At 61.6% G+C, this 15,828-nt stretch carries 15 protein-coding genes; all 15 read left to right on the top strand.

All coding sequences use genetic code 11. The features are described from left to right. The first annotated feature begins 70 nt into the window (after positions 1 to 70). The 15 genes from CTATCC11996_RS12695 (at position 71) to purT (ending at position 15,794) form a co-directional block, all read left to right on the top strand. Complete coding sequence (locus CTATCC11996_RS12695) at positions 71 to 1,573, top strand: DegQ family serine endoprotease (RefSeq protein ID WP_003076649.1); 1,503 nt, start codon at positions 71 to 73, stop codon at positions 1,571 to 1,573. Positions 1,574 to 2,000: 427 nt separating this feature from the next. Next, entirely contained in the window at positions 2,001 to 3,809 is a 1,809-nt protein-coding gene (gene lepA / locus CTATCC11996_RS12690; protein WP_003076648.1) for a translation elongation factor 4, read from the top strand. Then, a complete protein-coding gene (gene lepB / locus CTATCC11996_RS12685) occupies positions 3,809 to 4,786 on the top strand; it encodes a signal peptidase I (RefSeq protein ID WP_003076646.1) in 978 nt (325 codons plus the stop codon). The genes lepA and lepB overlap by 1 nt, the downstream gene beginning before the upstream one ends. Before the next feature lie 72 nt (positions 4,787 to 4,858). Beyond that, on the top strand, positions 4,859 to 5,209 hold the full coding sequence (locus CTATCC11996_RS12680; RefSeq protein ID WP_003057968.1) for a DUF4845 domain-containing protein: 351 nt from the start codon (positions 4,859 to 4,861) through the stop codon (positions 5,207 to 5,209). A 9-nt stretch (positions 5,210 to 5,218) separates the two neighbouring features. Continuing rightward, complete coding sequence (gene rnc, locus CTATCC11996_RS12675) at positions 5,219 to 5,902, top strand: ribonuclease III (RefSeq protein WP_003057967.1); 684 nt, start codon at positions 5,219 to 5,221, stop codon at positions 5,900 to 5,902. Then, positions 5,899 to 7,002 (top strand): GTPase Era, encoded by a 1,104-nt coding sequence (gene era, locus CTATCC11996_RS12670; RefSeq protein ID WP_003076644.1) that lies wholly within the window; start codon positions 5,899 to 5,901, stop codon positions 7,000 to 7,002. The genes rnc and era overlap by 4 nt, the downstream gene beginning before the upstream one ends. A 145-nt stretch (positions 7,003 to 7,147) precedes the next feature. Next, the gene (gene recO, locus CTATCC11996_RS12665; protein WP_003076643.1) at positions 7,148 to 7,927 is read left to right on the top strand and encodes a DNA repair protein RecO; all 780 of its coding nucleotides are present in this window, start codon (positions 7,148 to 7,150) and stop codon (positions 7,925 to 7,927) included. Further along, a complete protein-coding gene (locus CTATCC11996_RS12660; RefSeq protein ID WP_003076641.1) occupies positions 7,924 to 8,697 on the top strand; it encodes a pyridoxine 5'-phosphate synthase in 774 nt (257 codons plus the stop codon). The genes recO and CTATCC11996_RS12660 overlap by 4 nt, the downstream gene beginning before the upstream one ends. Positions 8,698 to 8,762: 65 nt before the next feature. Further along, positions 8,763 to 9,158, top strand: a complete 396-nt coding sequence (gene acpS / locus CTATCC11996_RS12655) for a holo-ACP synthase (RefSeq protein WP_003076639.1) — start codon at positions 8,763 to 8,765, stop codon at positions 9,156 to 9,158. A 56-nt stretch (positions 9,159 to 9,214) separates the two neighbouring features. Further along, the gene (gene nagZ, locus CTATCC11996_RS12650) at positions 9,215 to 10,306 is read left to right on the top strand and encodes a beta-N-acetylhexosaminidase (protein WP_003076637.1); all 1,092 of its coding nucleotides are present in this window, start codon (positions 9,215 to 9,217) and stop codon (positions 10,304 to 10,306) included. Between the two features lie 193 nt (positions 10,307 to 10,499). Next, positions 10,500 to 12,281 carry an ABC transporter ATP-binding protein/permease gene (locus tag CTATCC11996_RS12645; RefSeq protein WP_034348992.1) on the top strand — a complete coding sequence of 594 codons (1,782 nt, stop codon included), beginning with the start codon at positions 10,500 to 10,502 and terminating at the stop codon, positions 12,279 to 12,281. A 112-nt stretch (positions 12,282 to 12,393) separates the two neighbouring features. Then, positions 12,394 to 13,449, top strand: a complete 1,056-nt coding sequence (locus tag CTATCC11996_RS12640; RefSeq protein WP_003076633.1) for a 6-phosphofructokinase — start codon at positions 12,394 to 12,396, stop codon at positions 13,447 to 13,449. 54 nt (positions 13,450 to 13,503) lie between these two features. After that, a complete protein-coding gene (locus CTATCC11996_RS12635) occupies positions 13,504 to 13,974 on the top strand; it encodes a hypothetical protein (RefSeq protein ID WP_003076632.1) in 471 nt (156 codons plus the stop codon). Positions 13,975 to 14,089: 115 nt separating this feature from the next. Continuing rightward, the gene (locus tag CTATCC11996_RS12630) at positions 14,090 to 14,443 is read left to right on the top strand and encodes a hypothetical protein (protein ID WP_034348990.1); all 354 of its coding nucleotides are present in this window, start codon (positions 14,090 to 14,092) and stop codon (positions 14,441 to 14,443) included. Between the two features lie 133 nt (positions 14,444 to 14,576). Further along, positions 14,577 to 15,794 (top strand): formate-dependent phosphoribosylglycinamide formyltransferase, encoded by a 1,218-nt coding sequence (gene purT / locus CTATCC11996_RS12625; RefSeq protein ID WP_003076628.1) that lies wholly within the window; start codon positions 14,577 to 14,579, stop codon positions 15,792 to 15,794. Positions 15,795 to 15,828 lie beyond the last annotated feature (34 nt).

Below are 15,828 nucleotides of genomic sequence, written 5' to 3'. Positions count from 1 at the left end.
ACCTGTTTTCTCTCATGGGTCTGATTTGACGACCCGTTCTGTCAGACGACTCGAACAAGGAATAAAAACGATGCGCACACCAGCCCGGATGACGCTCAAATCCCGTGTTTCGGCTACAGCCATTGCCAGTGCGATGGCGATCGCAGCTCTGGCCGCAGGAGGCATGCTGCCGGTTACTGCTGCTCATGCCCAAAGTGCTGCTACGGCACGCGGCCTGCCGGACTTTACGGATCTGGTCGATCAGGTGGGACCTTCGGTTGTCAACATTCGAACGCTGGAGAAAGTCTCCAACAACAGCGCCGAAGCTCTGGGCATGGATGAAGATATGCTGGAGTTCTTTCGCCGCTTCGGCCTTCCAGTGCCCAATGTGCCGCGTCAGCGCTCGCCCAAGGGCGGTCAATCAGAGGAAGAGCAGCCACGTGGCGTGGGCTCTGGCTTCGTCCTTACGGCTGACGGCTATGTGATGACCAATGCCCATGTGGTCGACGGCGCAGATGAAGTCATTGTCACGCTGACCGACAAGCGAGAGTTCAAGGCAAAAATAGTCGGCGCAGACAAGCGTACCGATGTCGCGGTGGTCAAGATCGATGCCAAGGGGCTTCCTGCGGTCAGGATCGGCGATGTGAGCAAGCTGCGCGTGGGCGAGTGGGTCATGGCGATAGGCTCGCCCTTCGGGCTCGAAAACTCGGTGACAGCCGGCATTGTCTCGGCCAAGCAGCGCGATACGGGCGACTATCTGCCCTTTATCCAGACCGATGTGGCCATCAACCCAGGCAACTCGGGTGGCCCGCTGATCAATATGCGTGGTGAGGTGGTGGGAATCAACAGCCAGATCTACTCGCGTTCGGGCGGCTTCATGGGGATCAGCTTTGCAATTCCCGTGGATGAAGCGATCCGTGTCAGCGATCAGCTGCGTGCCACCGGCAAGGTCACGCGCGGCCGTATCGGCGTGCAGATCGGCCCCGTGACCAAGGATGTGGCCGAGTCCATAGGCCTTGGCAAGCCAGAAGGCGCTCTTGTTTCGGCCGTCGAGCCGGACTCTCCTGCGGCCAAGGCCGGTGTGGAGGCGGGCGACGTGATCACCAAGTTCGATGGCAAGGCCATCGAGAAGGTCTCCGATCTGCCGCGTCTCGTAGGAAATACCAAGCCAGGCACCAAGAGCTCCATTACCGTGCTGCGCCGCGGCAAGCTCAAGGAGTTGAGCATGGTGATTGCCGAAGTGCCTTCCGACGAATCTGCCAAGACCAAGGCCGGCAGCGGTGGGGCAGGCAAGACGCCTTCCGCCGGCACGCTTGAGAACAAGGCTCTGGGCCTGACGCTGAGCGAACTGACGGCGGCGCAGAAGAAGGAGCTGGCCATCAAGGGCGGCGTGCGCGTGTCGGCTGCGGTGGATGCCGCAGCCCGTGCCGGCCTGCGTGAAGGCGATGTGATCCTGCAACTGGCGAATGCGGAAGTCTCCGATCTCAAGAGCTTCGAGGCTGCCTGGGCCAAGGCTGACAAGTCCAAACCCGTCAATGTGCTGGTGCGCCGTGGTGACTGGGCGCAGTATGTGTTGATTCGCCCTGCCAAATAACTGAGCTGAAAGCCAGCATGGGCTTGTTGCCATTTCGTGATCTGAAATGACAACAAGCCCTCAGCCTGTCAGTGCCCCTATGCCATTGGGTAGAATCCCACGCAAATGCATGGTGGTTGGACGCAAAAAATCACGCTGACAAGCGGTTTTCAAGCGGTGCAAAAGCCTTTGCAATCTCCGGCTGCTGATGGCTAAACGGTGTTTTCTGGTTTGTGGATAATTTGTTGATAAATGAATTCGAAAATCACAAACCGAAACTTGTCAAGCCTTGCTGGGTCTTGGCTTGCGGCCAGTTTTGCCTACAATAAAGTCCCAACTATCGCAGTTGCCAGAGATTGTTGGTTAAGGGCGCGCCGCTTGAGGGACGCGCCCTTTTTTCTTGCTGCTGCAGGCCACTTTTTTCAATTCCAAGCTGTCTTTCTCGTTGATGAATCACATCCGTAATTTCTCCATCATTGCGCACATTGACCATGGCAAGTCCACTCTGGCGGACCGCCTGATCCAGCGCTGCGGAGGCCTCGCCGACCGCGATATGGAAGCCCAGGTGCTGGACTCGATGGACATCGAGAAAGAGCGCGGCATCACCATCAAGGCCCAGACCGCGGCCCTGCAATACAAGGCCAAGGACGGCAAGGTCTACAACCTGAATCTGATCGACACCCCCGGCCACGTGGACTTCTCCTACGAAGTCTCGCGCTCGCTGTCGGCCTGCGAAGGCGGTCTGCTGGTGGTCGATGCCTCTCAGGGCGTGGAAGCCCAGACCGTGGCCAATTGCTACACCGCGCTTGATCTGGGCGTGGAGGTGTTCGCCGTCCTCAACAAGATGGACCTGCCTCAGGCCGACCCCGAGAATGCCAAGGCCGAGATCGAGGACGTGATCGGTATCGATGCCAGCGACGCCATTCCCTGTTCGGCCAAGACCGGCATGGGCATCGACGAGATTCTGGAAGCCATCGTGGCCAAGGTGCCGGCTCCAAAGGGCAATCCCGACGGACCGCTGCGTGCCATGATCGTGGACAGCTGGTTCGACCCCTATGTGGGCGTCGTGATGCTGGTGCGCGTGGTGGATGGCGAGCTCAAGAAGAATGAGCGCTTCAAGATGATGGCCAGCGGTGCTGCCTATGAAGCCAACAACATCGGTGTGTTCACCCCGGCCAACCAGCCGCGCGATGCGCTCAAGGCCGGCGAGGTGGGCTACATCATCGCCGGCATCAAGGAGCTGAAGGCCGCCAAGGTCGGTGACACCATCACGCTGGAAAAGAAGCTGCCCAACAACCTGGGCCCTGCCGACAAGCCCCTGCCGGGCTTCAAGGAAGTCAAGCCCCAGGTTTTCGCGGGTCTGTACCCCACCGAAGCCTCTGAATACGACCAGTTGCGTGATGCGCTGGAAAAGCTGCAGCTCAACGATGCGGCGCTGCAGTTCGAACCCGAAGTCTCACAGGCGCTGGGCTTTGGCTTCCGCTGCGGCTTCCTGGGCCTGCTGCACATGGAAATCGTGCAGGAGCGACTGGAGCGCGAATTCGACCAGGATCTGATCACCACGGCCCCCAGCGTGGTCTACCAGGTGATCAAGGGCGATGGCGAGCTGATCGACGTGGAAAACCCCTCCAAGATGCCCGATATCGGCCGCATCCAGGAGATTCGCGAGCCCATCGTGACCGTGCACCTCTACATGCCGCAAGACTATGTGGGCCCGGTGATGACGCTGGCCAACCAGAAGCGTGGCGTGCAGATGAATATGCAATACCACGGTCGTCAGGTCATGCTGACCTACGAGATGCCTCTGGGCGAAATCGTGCTGGACTTCTTCGACAAGCTCAAGAGCGTCTCGCGCGGCTATGCCTCCATGGACTATGAGTTCAAGGAATATCGCGCGTCCGACGTGGTGAAGGTCGATATCTTGCTCAACGGCGAGAAGGTCGACGCCCTGTCCATCATCGTGCACCGCTCGCAGTCCGTGTATCGCGGCCGCGCCGTGGTTGCCAAGATGCGCGAGATCATCAGCCGCCAGATGTTCGATGTGGCCATCCAGGCTGCCATCGGTGCCAACATCATTGCGCGCGAGACCGTCAAGGCCATGCGCAAGAACGTGCTGGCCAAGTGCTATGGCGGCGACATCACGCGTAAGCGCAAGCTGCTCGAAAAGCAGAAGGCCGGCAAGAAGCGTATGAAGCAGATCGGTTCGGTAGAAGTGCCGCAGGAAGCCTTCCTGGCCATTCTGCAAGTGGAGGATTGATGCAAGTCATGCAGTGGATCACGGCCGCCATCCTGGCGGCCTTTGTAGGCTATATCGCGGCCTGGTACACCGGCTCCATCGAAGGCAACTTCGCGCTGCTGCTGTTTCTGGCAACCGTGGTGACCGGGGTGTACTGGCTGGCCGAGCGCTTTTACTTCTGGCCTCGACGCCGCGCGGCTGCGGCAGCGCTGGAGCAGGCAGCGGTCGAGCGCCGGGCCGAGCTGGACCGCATGGGTATTGCCAAGACCGACATCGAAGTCTCCGACGATGCCAAAGGCCGCATCCTCATGCAGCCCTGGTGGCTGGACTGGACCGCCGGTCTGTTCCCGGTGATCGCCATAGTCTTCGTGCTGCGCTCCTTCCTGTTCGAGCCGTTCAAGATTCCCTCGGGCTCCATGATTCCGACGCTGATGGTGGGTGACCTGATCCTGGTCAACAAATTCACCTACGGCATCCGCCTGCCCGTGATCAACAAGAAGATCACCGAAGGCAACAAGCCCCAGCGTGGCGATGTGATGGTGTTCCGCTACCCGCCCCAGCCCACGCTGGACTACATCAAGCGTGTGGTGGGCGTGCCCGGCGATGAAGTGGCCTATATCAACAAGCGTCTGAGCATCAACGGCAAGGAGTTGCCTACCCGCGAACTGCCGGACTTTCTGGACCGTGACGTGATGCGCTACTTCAAGCAGTTCGAGGAAACCCTGGGTGAGCAGCCGCACCGTGCCATCGTCAACAACGATGTGCCGGCCTTCATCCAGGGGGCGAGCAACTTCGAGTACAAGGAAAACTGCCGCTACAGCGTTGAAGGCGTGACCTGCAAGGTACCCGAAGGCTATTACTTCATGATGGGCGACAACCGCGACAACTCGCTGGACTCGCGCTACTGGGGCTTTGTGCCGGACCAGAACATCGTGGGCAAGGCCTTTTTTGTCTGGATGAACTTCGGTGATCTCAGCCGTATCGGCCGTTTCCACTGAGCACCGGCAATCGTTTCGTCATTTTTCTGGGATACACGGGCAGAAACATGCCCGGCTTGAGAGGGGAAAAGCATGAAAAATCTGGCATTGCGCTCCAGGCAGCGTGGTCTGTCCTTCATCGGTCTGGTGTTTCTCGTGGCCATCATCGTGGCGGTTGCCGCAATTGGCGCACAATCGGTGCCCGTCTTCCTGGAGTACCAGGCCATCACCAAGGCGGCCAACAAGGCCGCCGCTGAAGGCAGTACCGTTGCCGAAGTCAAGGCCAGCTTCGATCGTTCGGCCTCCATTGATGATTTCAAGTCCATCTCTGGCAACGATCTGAACGTGACCAAGGTCAACGACAAGATCGTCGTGGGCTTCGAGTATTCCCGGGAGATTCATCTGGCAGGCCCTGCCTACCTTGTTTACCGTTTCAAGAAATAGACCTTTCAGGTGGAACCTGCTCTAGTCGCTCTGCAGCAAAGGCTGCAACATCAATTTGCCAACCCGGCGCTGCTGCAGCGTGCCATCACGCACCGCAGCTTTTCGGCCGACAACAACGAGCGACTGGAGTTTCTGGGCGACTCGGTGCTCAGCCTGGCCATCTCCAGCTTGCTCTATGCCAAGCTGGCCTCCATGCCCGAAGGCGATCTCTCGCGCGTTCGGGCCAATCTCGTCAAGGAAGGCACGCTGCACAAGATTGCGTTGAAGCTGCAGCTGCCTGACCTGCTGCGTCTGGGCGAGGGCGAGGCCAAGTCCGGTGGCAAGCAGCGCCCGTCCATCCTGGCCGATGCCGTGGAGGCGCTGATCGGCGCCGTCTACCTCGACGCCGGCTTTGCCGCAGGCGAGAAAGTCGTCCACCACCTCTTTGAGGGCGTGGACATCAACCCCCATATGCGTGCGGCTGACAAAGACCCCAAGACCGCACTGCAGGAATTGCTACAGGGCAAGCGCATGAAGCTGCCGCAATACCATGTGGTGGAAATCAGTGGCGCGGCGCACAAGCAGACCTTCAAGGTCGAGTGCACGATTGCCGAATGGAATATCAGCGCCCAGGGCTCGGGAGCATCCCGCCGCATGGGCGAGCAGGCAGCCGCCGCTGCCTTGCTGGAAAAAGTGAAAGCCAAAAATCCATGACCGATGCTGCTAAGAAAAAGATAGCGGGCACCGCAGGTGCAGAAAAAGCCAAGGGCCAAAAGGGTCCCAAGTCTGTGACTACCGATATCAGCGACCCCAGCCTGGACTACATCAGCGCCATGCTGGCCGCCGCCAAGCCCGGTAGCACGCCGACCGCCATCCGCGACCAGGAGGAAGAGGCTCCGGCACGCGTCTACGCGCCCGAAGAGCAGCGCTGCGGCCTGATCGCCATCGTCGGCAAGCCCAATGTGGGCAAGTCGACGCTGATGAACGCGCTGGTGGGCCAGAAGATCTCCATCACCTCGCGCAAGGCCCAGACCACGCGCCACCGCATCACCGGCATCCGCACCAAGGACGAGACCCAGTTCGTCTTTGTGGATACCCCCGGTTTCCAGACCAAGCATTCCACCGCCCTGAACAAGTCGCTCAACAAGACCGTGATGGGCGCGATTGGCGATGTGGACCTGATCCTGTTCGTCGTGGAGGCGGGCAGCTTCACGCTGGCCGATGCCAAGGTGCTGAGCCTGTTCAAGCCCGGCATTCCCACGCTCTTGATCGCCAACAAGCTCGACACCGTGGGTCGCCGCGCAGAGATCGCGCCCTGGCTGCGCGATATGCAGGAGCGCCATCCTTTTGCCGAGTTCGTGCCCATGTCGGCCAAGAACAAAAAGGATATCGAGCGCATGTATGGCATCTGCGCCAAGTACCTGCCGCAGCAGCCCTGGTTCTACGGCGAGGACGAACTGACCGACCGCAGCGAGAAGTTCCTGGCTTCCGAGACCCTGCGCGAGAAGCTGTTTCGCTTCACGGGCGACGAGTTGCCCTATACCTCCACCGTGGTCATCGACAAGTTCGAGGAGGAGCCCAGCACCAAGTTCGGTCGCTTCATGCGCGTTGCCGCCACCATCGTGGTTGAGCGCGACGGCCACAAGGCCATGGTGATCGGCCAGGGGGGCGAGCGCCTCAAGCGCATTTCCACGGAAACCCGTCAGGAGCTGGAAAAGCTGCTCAATGCCAAGGTGTTCCTGGAAGTCTGGGTCAAGGTCAAGTCCGGCTGGGCCGATGACGAGGCCCGGGTCAAATCCTTCGGCTACGAGTAAAACTTTTTGACCCCCACACTCGCTCACTGCGTGTGCTCGCTGCCCCCCGAGGGGGCCCTGACCCGGCTTAGGCCGGGTTTTGCCTTGGGGAGGCCCGGCGGCAAAACCGCCCCATTCACATTTTTGTTGTGGTACGGAGCAAGTCATGGCTAGCGCCAAACGCGTCGGCGACGAACCCGCATACATCCTGCACCAGTACGACTGGAGCGAATCCAGCCTGATTCTGGAGGTGTTCACACGCCATCGCGGGCGTGTGGCGCTTGCGGCCAAAGGCGTCAAGCGCCATACCTCCAACTTTCGCCCTGTGCTGCTGCCGCTGCAGCCGCTCAAGCTCAGCTACACGCTGGGAGCAGAGGGCAATGCTGAGATTCATAGCCTGAAGGGGGCGGAATGGGTGGGCGGCCATGTCATGCCCCAGGGCGATGCGCTGTGGTCGGGCATGTACCTGAACGAGCTGCTGCTGCGGCTGCTGGCGCGCGATGATCCTTATACGGCGCTGTTCGATATCTATGCCGGTGTGGTGCGCGTGCTGGCTGGCCAGCATGGCGGCACGACCGAGGCCATCGAGCCCGTGCTGCGCGCCTTCGAGCTGGTGCTGCTGCGCGAACTCGGTCATCTGCCCGATCTGAGGCAGGAAAGCGCCACGCTCAGCCAGGTCAACAGTGTTTTGCGCTACACGCTGGTGGCCGATGGGGGGTTGCGCCAGGCCGCAGGCTACGAACGCGCGGCGCTGAGCGGCCTGCAGTGGCAGAGCATAGAGCTGGCGCTGCAGGCCGAGCAGCCGTTTCCTAGAACCCTGAACGCGCTGTCCGAGCCCGAAGTGGCCCAGGCCCTGAAGCCGCAATTGCGCCATCTTCTGCAATACCATTGCGGCTCAACCATGCTGCGCACCCGCCAGCTGATGATGGATCTGCAATCGCTATGAATACCTCTGTCTCCCCACGCACCGCGCTTTCGGTCAATGTCAACAAGGTGGCGCTGCTGCGCAATACCCGCCATCTGGGCATTCCATCGGTGACGCGTGCGGCGCAGATCTGCCTTGAAGCGGGAGCGCAGGGCATCACCATTCACCCGCGTCCTGATGAGCGCCACATCCGTGCGCAGGATGTGTTCGAGCTGCACGAGCTGCTCAAGAGCTGGCCTGGCGCCGAGTTCAATATCGAAGGCAATCCCACGCAGAACCTGATGGATTTCATCCGCCAGACGCGTCCGCATCAGGCCACTTTCGTGCCGGACAGCGAAGACCAGTTCACCAGCGACCATGGCTGGAGCTTTCCTCAGGATGCCGAACGCCTCAAGCCCTTGATTGCCGAATGCAAGGCGCTGGGCGTGCGCGTGAGCCTGTTCATGGACCCCATCCCCGAGCAGATGGCGGCTGCCAAGGCGGTCGGCGCCGACCGCGTGGAGCTCTACACCGAGCCTTTTGCCGCCAACTGGGGCAAGTCCGAGCAGGAGCAGCAACTGCAAACCTATGCCAGGGCCGCGCAGGCCGCGCTGGATGCGGGCCTGGGCATCAATGCCGGCCATGACCTCAATCGCGACAATCTGGCCGCCTTCGTGGCCCGGGTGCCGGGTCTGGCCGAAGTCTCCATCGGCCATGCGCTGATCGCCGATGCGCTGGAGCTGGGCTATGCCGAGACCGTCAAGGCCTATCAGGCTTGCATCGATGCCGGTATGGCTGCCAAAAAATCCTGAAACCATAGCTGCTGGCGCTTGACTGGCAAGCGCCAGAGCCTGATTTGACTCAAAAGGAGCCCCGCATGATTTACGGCATCGGCACCGATATCTGCGATGTGCGCCGCATACGCGCAAGCCTGGAAAAGCATGGCGAGCGCTTTGCCCGCAAGGTTCTGGCCGATGGCGAACTGGCGACCTGGAAGGCGCGCAGCGAGCGCTGGCCCGAGCGCGGCATCCGTTATGTGGCCACGCGCTTTTCGGCCAAGGAGGCCTTCAGCAAGGCCGTGGGAATGGGCATGGTCATGCCCATGACCTGGCGCCATTGCGAAGTCATCAAGCTGCCCAGCGGCCAGCCTGCGATTCGCCTGCATGGCGAACTCAAGGAGTGGTTTGAGAAGAACAATCTGACGGCGCACCTGTCCGTCACCGATGAATCCGACTACGCAGCCAGCTTTTGTGTCGTCGAAAGAAAAGAGTGAAATTAGCCTCTGGTGCTTGATATATAGGCGCTGGCAGCTATAGAAATTTTTAAATCATGAGCATGCATGCACCTTTGATCATTGATATTGCCGGCACATCGCTGACTGATGTGGACCGCGCGCGCCTTTCCCATCCGCTGGTGGGCGGCATCATTCTCTTCAAGCGCAACTGGGAGGACCGCAGCGCACTGGTCCAGCTGTGCGCCGATATCAAGGCCGTCAAGCCCGATCTGCTGATCAGCGTGGACCACGAGGGCGGCCGCGTGCAGCGCTTTCGCACCGACGGCTTCACGCATATTCCGCCGATGCGCGCCTTTGGCGAGATGTGGATGGATGACGGTAAGGGCAAAAAGCACCGCGAAGGCGGCGGTGCCATGCGGGCCATGAACGCCGCCACCGCCGCCGGTTATGTGCTGGGCACGGAGCTGCGTGCCTGCGGTGTGGATTTCAGCTTCACGCCCGTGCTGGATCTGGACTATGGCGAATCCTCGGTCATCGGTGACCGCAGCTTTCACCGCGACCCGCGCGTGGTGGCGGCCCTGGCCAAGAGCCTGATGCACGGCCTGTTGCAGGCCGGCATGGGCAACTGCGGCAAGCATTTCCCCGGTCACGGCTTTGTGAAGGCCGATTCGCATGTCGACATTCCCGTCGACAAGCGCAGCCTGACGGCCATTCTCGACGAAGACGCCGCACCGTATCCCTGGCTGTCCAGCGTGCTTACCGCCGTCATGCCCGCCCATGTGATCTATCCCAAGGTGGACAAGCGCCCGGCAGGCTTCAGCGAGAAGTGGCTCAAGGACATCCTGCGCGCCCGTTTGCGCTATGACGGAGCCATTTTCAGCGACGACCTCAGTATGGAGGGCGCGCGCCGCATCGACGGCGCACTCATCAGCTACACCGATGCCGCGTTGACGGCCCTGAATGCGGGCTGCGACATGGTGTTGCTGTGCAACCAGAGCCTGGGTCTGGGCGAGCATGTGGATGAGTTGCTGGACGGCATGGATGCCGCGCTGCGCGATGGCCGCTGGGTGCCCGATATCGACTCCGAATCGCGCCGTGTCTCGCTGCTGCCCGATACTGAACCCCAGGCCTGGGACGATCTGATGCGCCAGCCTGCCTATCTGCAGGCGCTGGATCTGCTGCCCTAGCGCGGCACTGAGCCGACCCTGCCATCCGTTGCCTTTGATGCAAGGGCAGCGGTTTTTTTATGCCTCTCGAAGGCCGGGCAGGGCGGCTTCCGGCATTTAAGTCTGGCCTCAGTTAACCGGCTTAGGGTGAGCTCAGGAGCCTGGCAGCGGCATCGCCGCGGCGCCAGTTGTTCATGAATCACCGAAAGCCTGCATGAATTCCACGAGCCCGGGACCTGAGTCCCGCAAACACCGGCCGGGCGTGCTGCGCCAGGCCTTTTCGCTGACCCGGCCCTATTTCCAGTCCGAGGATAAATGGAAGGCCTGGGGGCTGCTGGCCGCCATTGTGGGCCTCAATCTCGCCGCGGTGTTCATGCTGGTGCAGATCAATGAATGGAACCGGGTGTTCTATGACGCATTGCAGAACAAGCAGGCCGAGGTGTTCTGGCAGCAGCTCTGGCGCTTTCTCTGGCTGGCCCTGGTGTATATCGTCATTGCGGTCTACAAGTTCTATCTGACGCAGTTGCTGCAGCTCAACTGGCGGCGCTGGCTGACTGATCACATGTTGCAGCGCTGGCTATCGGCCAAGGCGTTCTACCGCCTGGAGTTGGGGCGCTATGGCGTGGACGGCAATGCCAAGGCGCCTGACAACCCGGACCAGCGGATTCAGGAGGACCTGAATCTCTTCACCACCTATACCGTGTCGCTGTCCATGGGGCTGCTGAATGCGGCCGTCACCTTTGTGAGCTTCGTCGGCATTCTGTGGAGCCTGAGTTCCGTCGTCGATATAGCTCTGCCGGCCTTGTTCGGCGGCGGGCAGTTGCAGGTTTCCGGCTTCATGGTCTGGATGGCGGTGCTGTATTGCCTGGTCGGCAGTGCGATCACCTTCTGGATCGGCAAACCCCAGGTCTGGCTCAACAGCCGCCAGCAGCAGCTGGAGGCCAATTTCCGCCATCACCTGATCCGCGTGCGCGAGCATGCCGAAGCCATTGCCCTGGACGGTGGCGAGCGCGTCGAGGGGGCGCAGATCGGCCTGCGTTTTGGCGATGCCCTAGGCAACTACCTGAACCTGATCAAGAAGCAAAAGAGCCTGGGCTGGTTTACCAATTTCTTCGGCCAGGCGGCCGTGGTCTTTCCCTTCATCATTGCCGCACCGCGTTTTTTCAGCGGTGCCATCCAGCTGGGTCAGCTGATGCAAATAGGCTCGGCCTTCAATCAGGTGCAGGACTCGCTGAGCTGGATCGTCAACAACTACTCCGATATCGCGGCCTGGCGAGCCACGACCTTGCGTCTGGCCGGTTTTGACGAGAGTCTGCGCGAGCAGGAGGAGCATCCGGTCGGCGTGCAGCTTGCAGCGTCGACCCAGTTGCAGACCCGGAATCTCGATGTGTCCCTGCCCGCAGGAAGCCCCATCGTGGCTGACGCCGAGCTGCAGATACGACCGGGCCAGAGGTTGCTGATCAGTGGGCCTTCGGGCAGTGGCAAGTCCACCTTGCTGCGGGCGTTTGCCGGCATCTGGCCCTATGCGCGAGGTCAGGTGGAGCGGCCTCTGGACGCTATGTTCATTCCTCAGCGCCCTTATTTTCCCGACGGCAGCCTGCGCGATGCCCTGGCCTATCCGGAGCCGGCGGCAAGCTACAGCGATGCCGAACTCAAACAGGTCTTGCGCGAAGCGCAGCTGCCGCAGCTGCAGGAGCGGCTGGACAGCCAGGCGGCCTGGAACAGCAGCCTGTCGGGAGGCGAGCAGCAGCGGCTGTCCGTAGCGCGGGTCCTGCTCAAGCGCCCGGCCTGGGTGTTTGCGGACGAGGCCACGAGCGCGCTGGACCATGCTGCCGAAGCGCAGATCTACAGCCGGCTGGTGCAGCTGGTTCAGGGCCGAGGCGGGGCACTGGTTTCGGTCGCTCACCGCGACAGCGTGACGGAGTTCCACACGGCCCGCTGGCTGCTTTCGCCGCAGCAAGGGATCCGGGAGGCCGGCCCTTTAGGGCGCTGCTGAAGCAGGCAGGTTCGAGGACAAGCAGTCTCAACCGCAGTACAGGCCAGGGAGGCTTTGGCAGCGGCTTTCTCGTGGGATGATGTGCATTCGAGAATCTTTGGAGAGCGAGCCCATGCGCGTTGGTGTGCTGACCGGTGGCGGCGATTGCCCCGGCCTCAATGCGGTGATCCGTGCGGTCACCAAGTCCCTGATCAACCATGGCCAGTGCGAGGTACTGGGCATTGCCGATGGCTTTGAAGGGCTGATGGATGCAAGCCCGCGCGTCAGAGCGCTGAGCTGGGACGAAGTCAGCGGCATTTTGCATATCGGCGGCACCATCCTGGGCACCAGCAACAGCGCCAATCCATTGCGCGATGCGGCCACGCTGGCCCAGGTGGGGCGCAATGTCAAGGCGCTGGCACTGGATGTGGTGGTCGCCATCGGCGGTGACGGCACCATGAGCCTGGCCCATGGCCTGACGCAGGTGGGACTGCAATGCGTAGGCGTGCCCAAGACCATCGATAACGACATTGCCAACTGCGAGCGCAGCTTCGGCTTCGATACGGCCGTGGCCACGGTGACCGAAAGCCTGCGCCGCATCGAGAGCACGGCCATGAGCCACCACCGGGTGATGATCGTGGAGACCATGGGCCGCCATGCGGGCTGGCTGGCGCTGGAGTCCGGCATCGCCGGTGCTGCCGACATCATTTTGTTGCCTGAGATCGATTACGACCTGCAGTCCATCATCAAGGTCTGTCAGGAGCGCGAGCGGCGTCAGCGCTACACCATCATCTGCATCGGCGAGGGGGCCAAGGAAAGCGGCCAGAGTCTGACGGTGCGCGAGCGGATTGCGCACAGTCCCGACCCTGTGCGTCTTGGCGGCGTCGGCCATGTGCTGCGCGAGCGCCTGCAACCCCATCTCCAGAGCGAGGTGCGCACCACGGTCCTTGGGCATGTGCAGCGCGGCGGCGATCCGACGCCGTTTGACCGGGTACTGGCCACGCAGTTCGGCCACCACGCGGCGCAACTGGTGCTGGGCGGCCAGCTGGGCCATATGGTCACGCTGCAGAACGGCCGCATCGGCAGTGTGGCGATTGCGGATGTGGCCAATACACAGCGCACGGTGCCGCTGGACAGCCCGCTGCTGACCATGGCGCGCGATATCGGAATTTGCTTTGGCGAGGCCTGAGCTGCGCTAAGGTGTGAGCCTGCGCGCACTTTCGGCGCGCCGGAGAAATTCAGCATGGACCGACATGAAGAAGCCGTGATGCAGCTGCTCACGGCCAACGGTGAGACTTTTGTGGCCCCCAAGTACGAGGTGGCCGATGGCTGGCAATGTCCGGCTTTCGTGGCATTGCGCCCGGCTCGTCGCCAGGTCTATGTGGTCGAGGTATCGGCTTCCGGCTATCCGCTGGCGCTGGTCAACCGTCTCAACGAGCGGATCGAGAAATGGTATGCCCCGCTGCTGTCGCAGCTGCACGGCCTGGGCATCACGCAGCCCGACTGGGAGATCGCCTGCCTGGTGTTTGTGCGCAGCGATCAGATCGACTGGCTCAAGGAGCGCGTCAAGGACTTGAGTGGCGTGCATGTGCTGGGCCTGGAGCAGGCCAGTAGCCCCTGGGTCTGGGACGATGCGGTCTGGACTTCCGAGATGCGATTCGACGCGGGAAGCATTCCGCAGCGTGGCGGCAAGGCTGTCGGCCTGACGCATTGATATACGCCAAAAAATTCCATGATATTGGCCTTAATCGCTTTGCCTTAAAGCGATTGGTGCTATCTATTTAATGGAGATGCGGGCCCATGAACACCACTCACTTGCAGGTAGGCAGATGACTCTTTTCCGAATGCTGATCGCGGCGGCTTTGACCGCCTGCGCCGCTTTTGCCCAGGCTGCTGACTGGCAGATTTGCGATCTCAAGGTGCAGGTGCGAGAAAAGCAAAGCGGTGGCCGCGCGCTGCAGACCCGCGTGCTCGAAGCCAAGGCCAGCGGTGATGCCGAATGTCCGCAGCCAGGCACGGCGCTGAGCTTCAGGCCCGAAACGGCGGACTATCAAAGCGAGCTGCCGCGCAGGCAGTGGCCCAGTCCCGGTGCTGCCGTGACGGTACGCTACCGCTATCTGGACGGGCAATGCAAGAATCGCGGCGCCTGCCGAATCGAGCATTACTCGCCGATGCCGCACTGAATCTTCGATCAGCCGCGCCATGCGCTTCATTGGTCGTCGCTGAAAGCGACCGAATTGCCAAGCAGCAGCCAAGAGAGGCTTGCCTGCTCGCCTATGATCGGGGGCTCGGCCCCCTTATATGCAGGATGCAACCATGACCACCCTAGGAACCCCTCTCTCCCCCAATGCCACCAAAGTCATGCTGCTGGGCAGCGGCGAGCTGGGCAAGGAAGTGCTGATTGCCCTGCAGCGCCTGGGCGTGGAAACCATTGCCGTGGACCGCTATGAAAATGCGCCTGGCCAGCAGGTGGCCCACCATGCGCGCACCATCACCATGAGCGATCCGGCCCAGCTCAAGGCGCTGATCGAAGAGGTCAAGCCCGATCTGGTCGTGCCCGAGATTGAAGCCATTGCCACGCCCATGCTGGAAGAGCTGGAGGCCGCAGGCGTCATCACCTGCATTCCCACGGCCCGCGCCGCACGTCTGACCATGGATCGTGAAGGTATTCGCCGTCTGGCCGCCGAGACCTTGGGTTTGCCCACCAGCCCCTACCGTTTCTGCGACTCCCTGGCCGAGCTGCAAGCCGCGATCGACGGCAGCGACGGCCAGCCTGCCATCGGCTACCCCTGTGTGGTCAAGCCCGTGATGAGCAGCTCGGGCAAGGGTCAGAGCAAGATTGACGGCCCGGCCGATGTGGCCAAGGCCTGGGATTACGCCATGGCCGGCGGTCGTGTTGCCAAGGGTCGCGTGATCGTCGAAGGCTTTATCGACTTCGACTATGAAATCACCCAGTTGACCGTGCGTGCCAAGGGTGCGGATGGCCAGATCGAAACCCATTTCTGCGACCCCGTGGGTCATATCCAGCAGGCCGGCGACTATGTGGAGAGCTGGCAGCCTCACCCCATGTACCCTGCCGCGCTCGAGAAATCGCGCCAGATTGCCAAGGCGGTCACCGACGACCTGGGCGGCCTGGGTCTGTTCGGCGTGGAACTGTTTGTCAAGGGTGAGCAGGTCTGGTTCAGCGAAGTCTCGCCGCGTCCTCATGACACGGGTCTGGTGACGCTGTGCACGCAGTGGCAAAGCGAGTTCGAGCTGCATGCCCGCGCGATTCTGGGTCTGCCCGTGGATGCCAGCCTGCGCAACCCCGGTGCCAGTGCCGTGATTTACGGCGGTCAGGATGCCGAAGGCCTGGTGTTTGATGGCGTGGAGCAAGCCCTGGCTGTGCCCGGCACCGATCTGCGCCTCTTCGGCAAGCCCGAGAGTTTCGTCAAGCGTCGCATGGGCGTGGCCCTGGCGCGCGCTGGCGATGTGGAGCAGGCCCGCGTGAATGCCAAGCTGGCCGCCAGCAAGGTCAAGCCGCGCCTGCCTTGAGGTGACCCGTCAGGGAATCAAAAAAGGGCTTCTC

The organism is Comamonas testosteroni ATCC 11996 (genome assembly GCF_000241525.1).
Taxonomy (GTDB): domain Bacteria; phylum Pseudomonadota; class Gammaproteobacteria; order Burkholderiales; family Burkholderiaceae_C; genus Comamonas; species Comamonas testosteroni.
The sequence above is the reverse complement of the archived record's forward strand: the minus strand, read 5'-3'. Positions and strand labels throughout refer to the sequence as shown.

Excerpts from the sequence above, each read along its gene's own strand:
- acpS (WP_003076639.1), top strand. The coding sequence starts at position 8,763 with ATGATTTACGGCATCGGCACCGATATCTGCGATGTGCGCCGCATACGC.
- lepA (WP_003076648.1), top strand. The coding sequence starts at position 2,001 with ATGAATCACATCCGTAATTTCTCCATCATTGCGCACATTGACCATGGC.
- CTATCC11996_RS12695 (WP_003076649.1), top strand. The coding sequence starts at position 71 with ATGCGCACACCAGCCCGGATGACGCTCAAATCCCGTGTTTCGGCTACA.
- CTATCC11996_RS12660 (WP_003076641.1), top strand. The coding sequence starts at position 7,924 with ATGAATACCTCTGTCTCCCCACGCACCGCGCTTTCGGTCAATGTCAAC.
- era (WP_003076644.1), top strand. The coding sequence starts at position 5,899 with ATGACCGATGCTGCTAAGAAAAAGATAGCGGGCACCGCAGGTGCAGAA.
- nagZ (WP_003076637.1), top strand. The coding sequence starts at position 9,215 with ATGAGCATGCATGCACCTTTGATCATTGATATTGCCGGCACATCGCTG.
- CTATCC11996_RS12640 (WP_003076633.1), top strand. The coding sequence starts at position 12,394 with ATGCGCGTTGGTGTGCTGACCGGTGGCGGCGATTGCCCCGGCCTCAAT.
- CTATCC11996_RS12630 (WP_034348990.1), top strand. The coding sequence starts at position 14,090 with ATGACTCTTTTCCGAATGCTGATCGCGGCGGCTTTGACCGCCTGCGCC.
- purT (WP_003076628.1), top strand. The coding sequence starts at position 14,577 with ATGACCACCCTAGGAACCCCTCTCTCCCCCAATGCCACCAAAGTCATG.
- lepB (WP_003076646.1), top strand. The coding sequence starts at position 3,809 with ATGCAAGTCATGCAGTGGATCACGGCCGCCATCCTGGCGGCCTTTGTA.
- recO (WP_003076643.1), top strand. The coding sequence starts at position 7,148 with ATGGCTAGCGCCAAACGCGTCGGCGACGAACCCGCATACATCCTGCAC.
- CTATCC11996_RS12645 (WP_034348992.1), top strand. The coding sequence starts at position 10,500 with ATGAATTCCACGAGCCCGGGACCTGAGTCCCGCAAACACCGGCCGGGC.
- CTATCC11996_RS12680 (WP_003057968.1), top strand. The coding sequence starts at position 4,859 with ATGAAAAATCTGGCATTGCGCTCCAGGCAGCGTGGTCTGTCCTTCATC.
- CTATCC11996_RS12635 (WP_003076632.1), top strand. The coding sequence starts at position 13,504 with ATGGACCGACATGAAGAAGCCGTGATGCAGCTGCTCACGGCCAACGGT.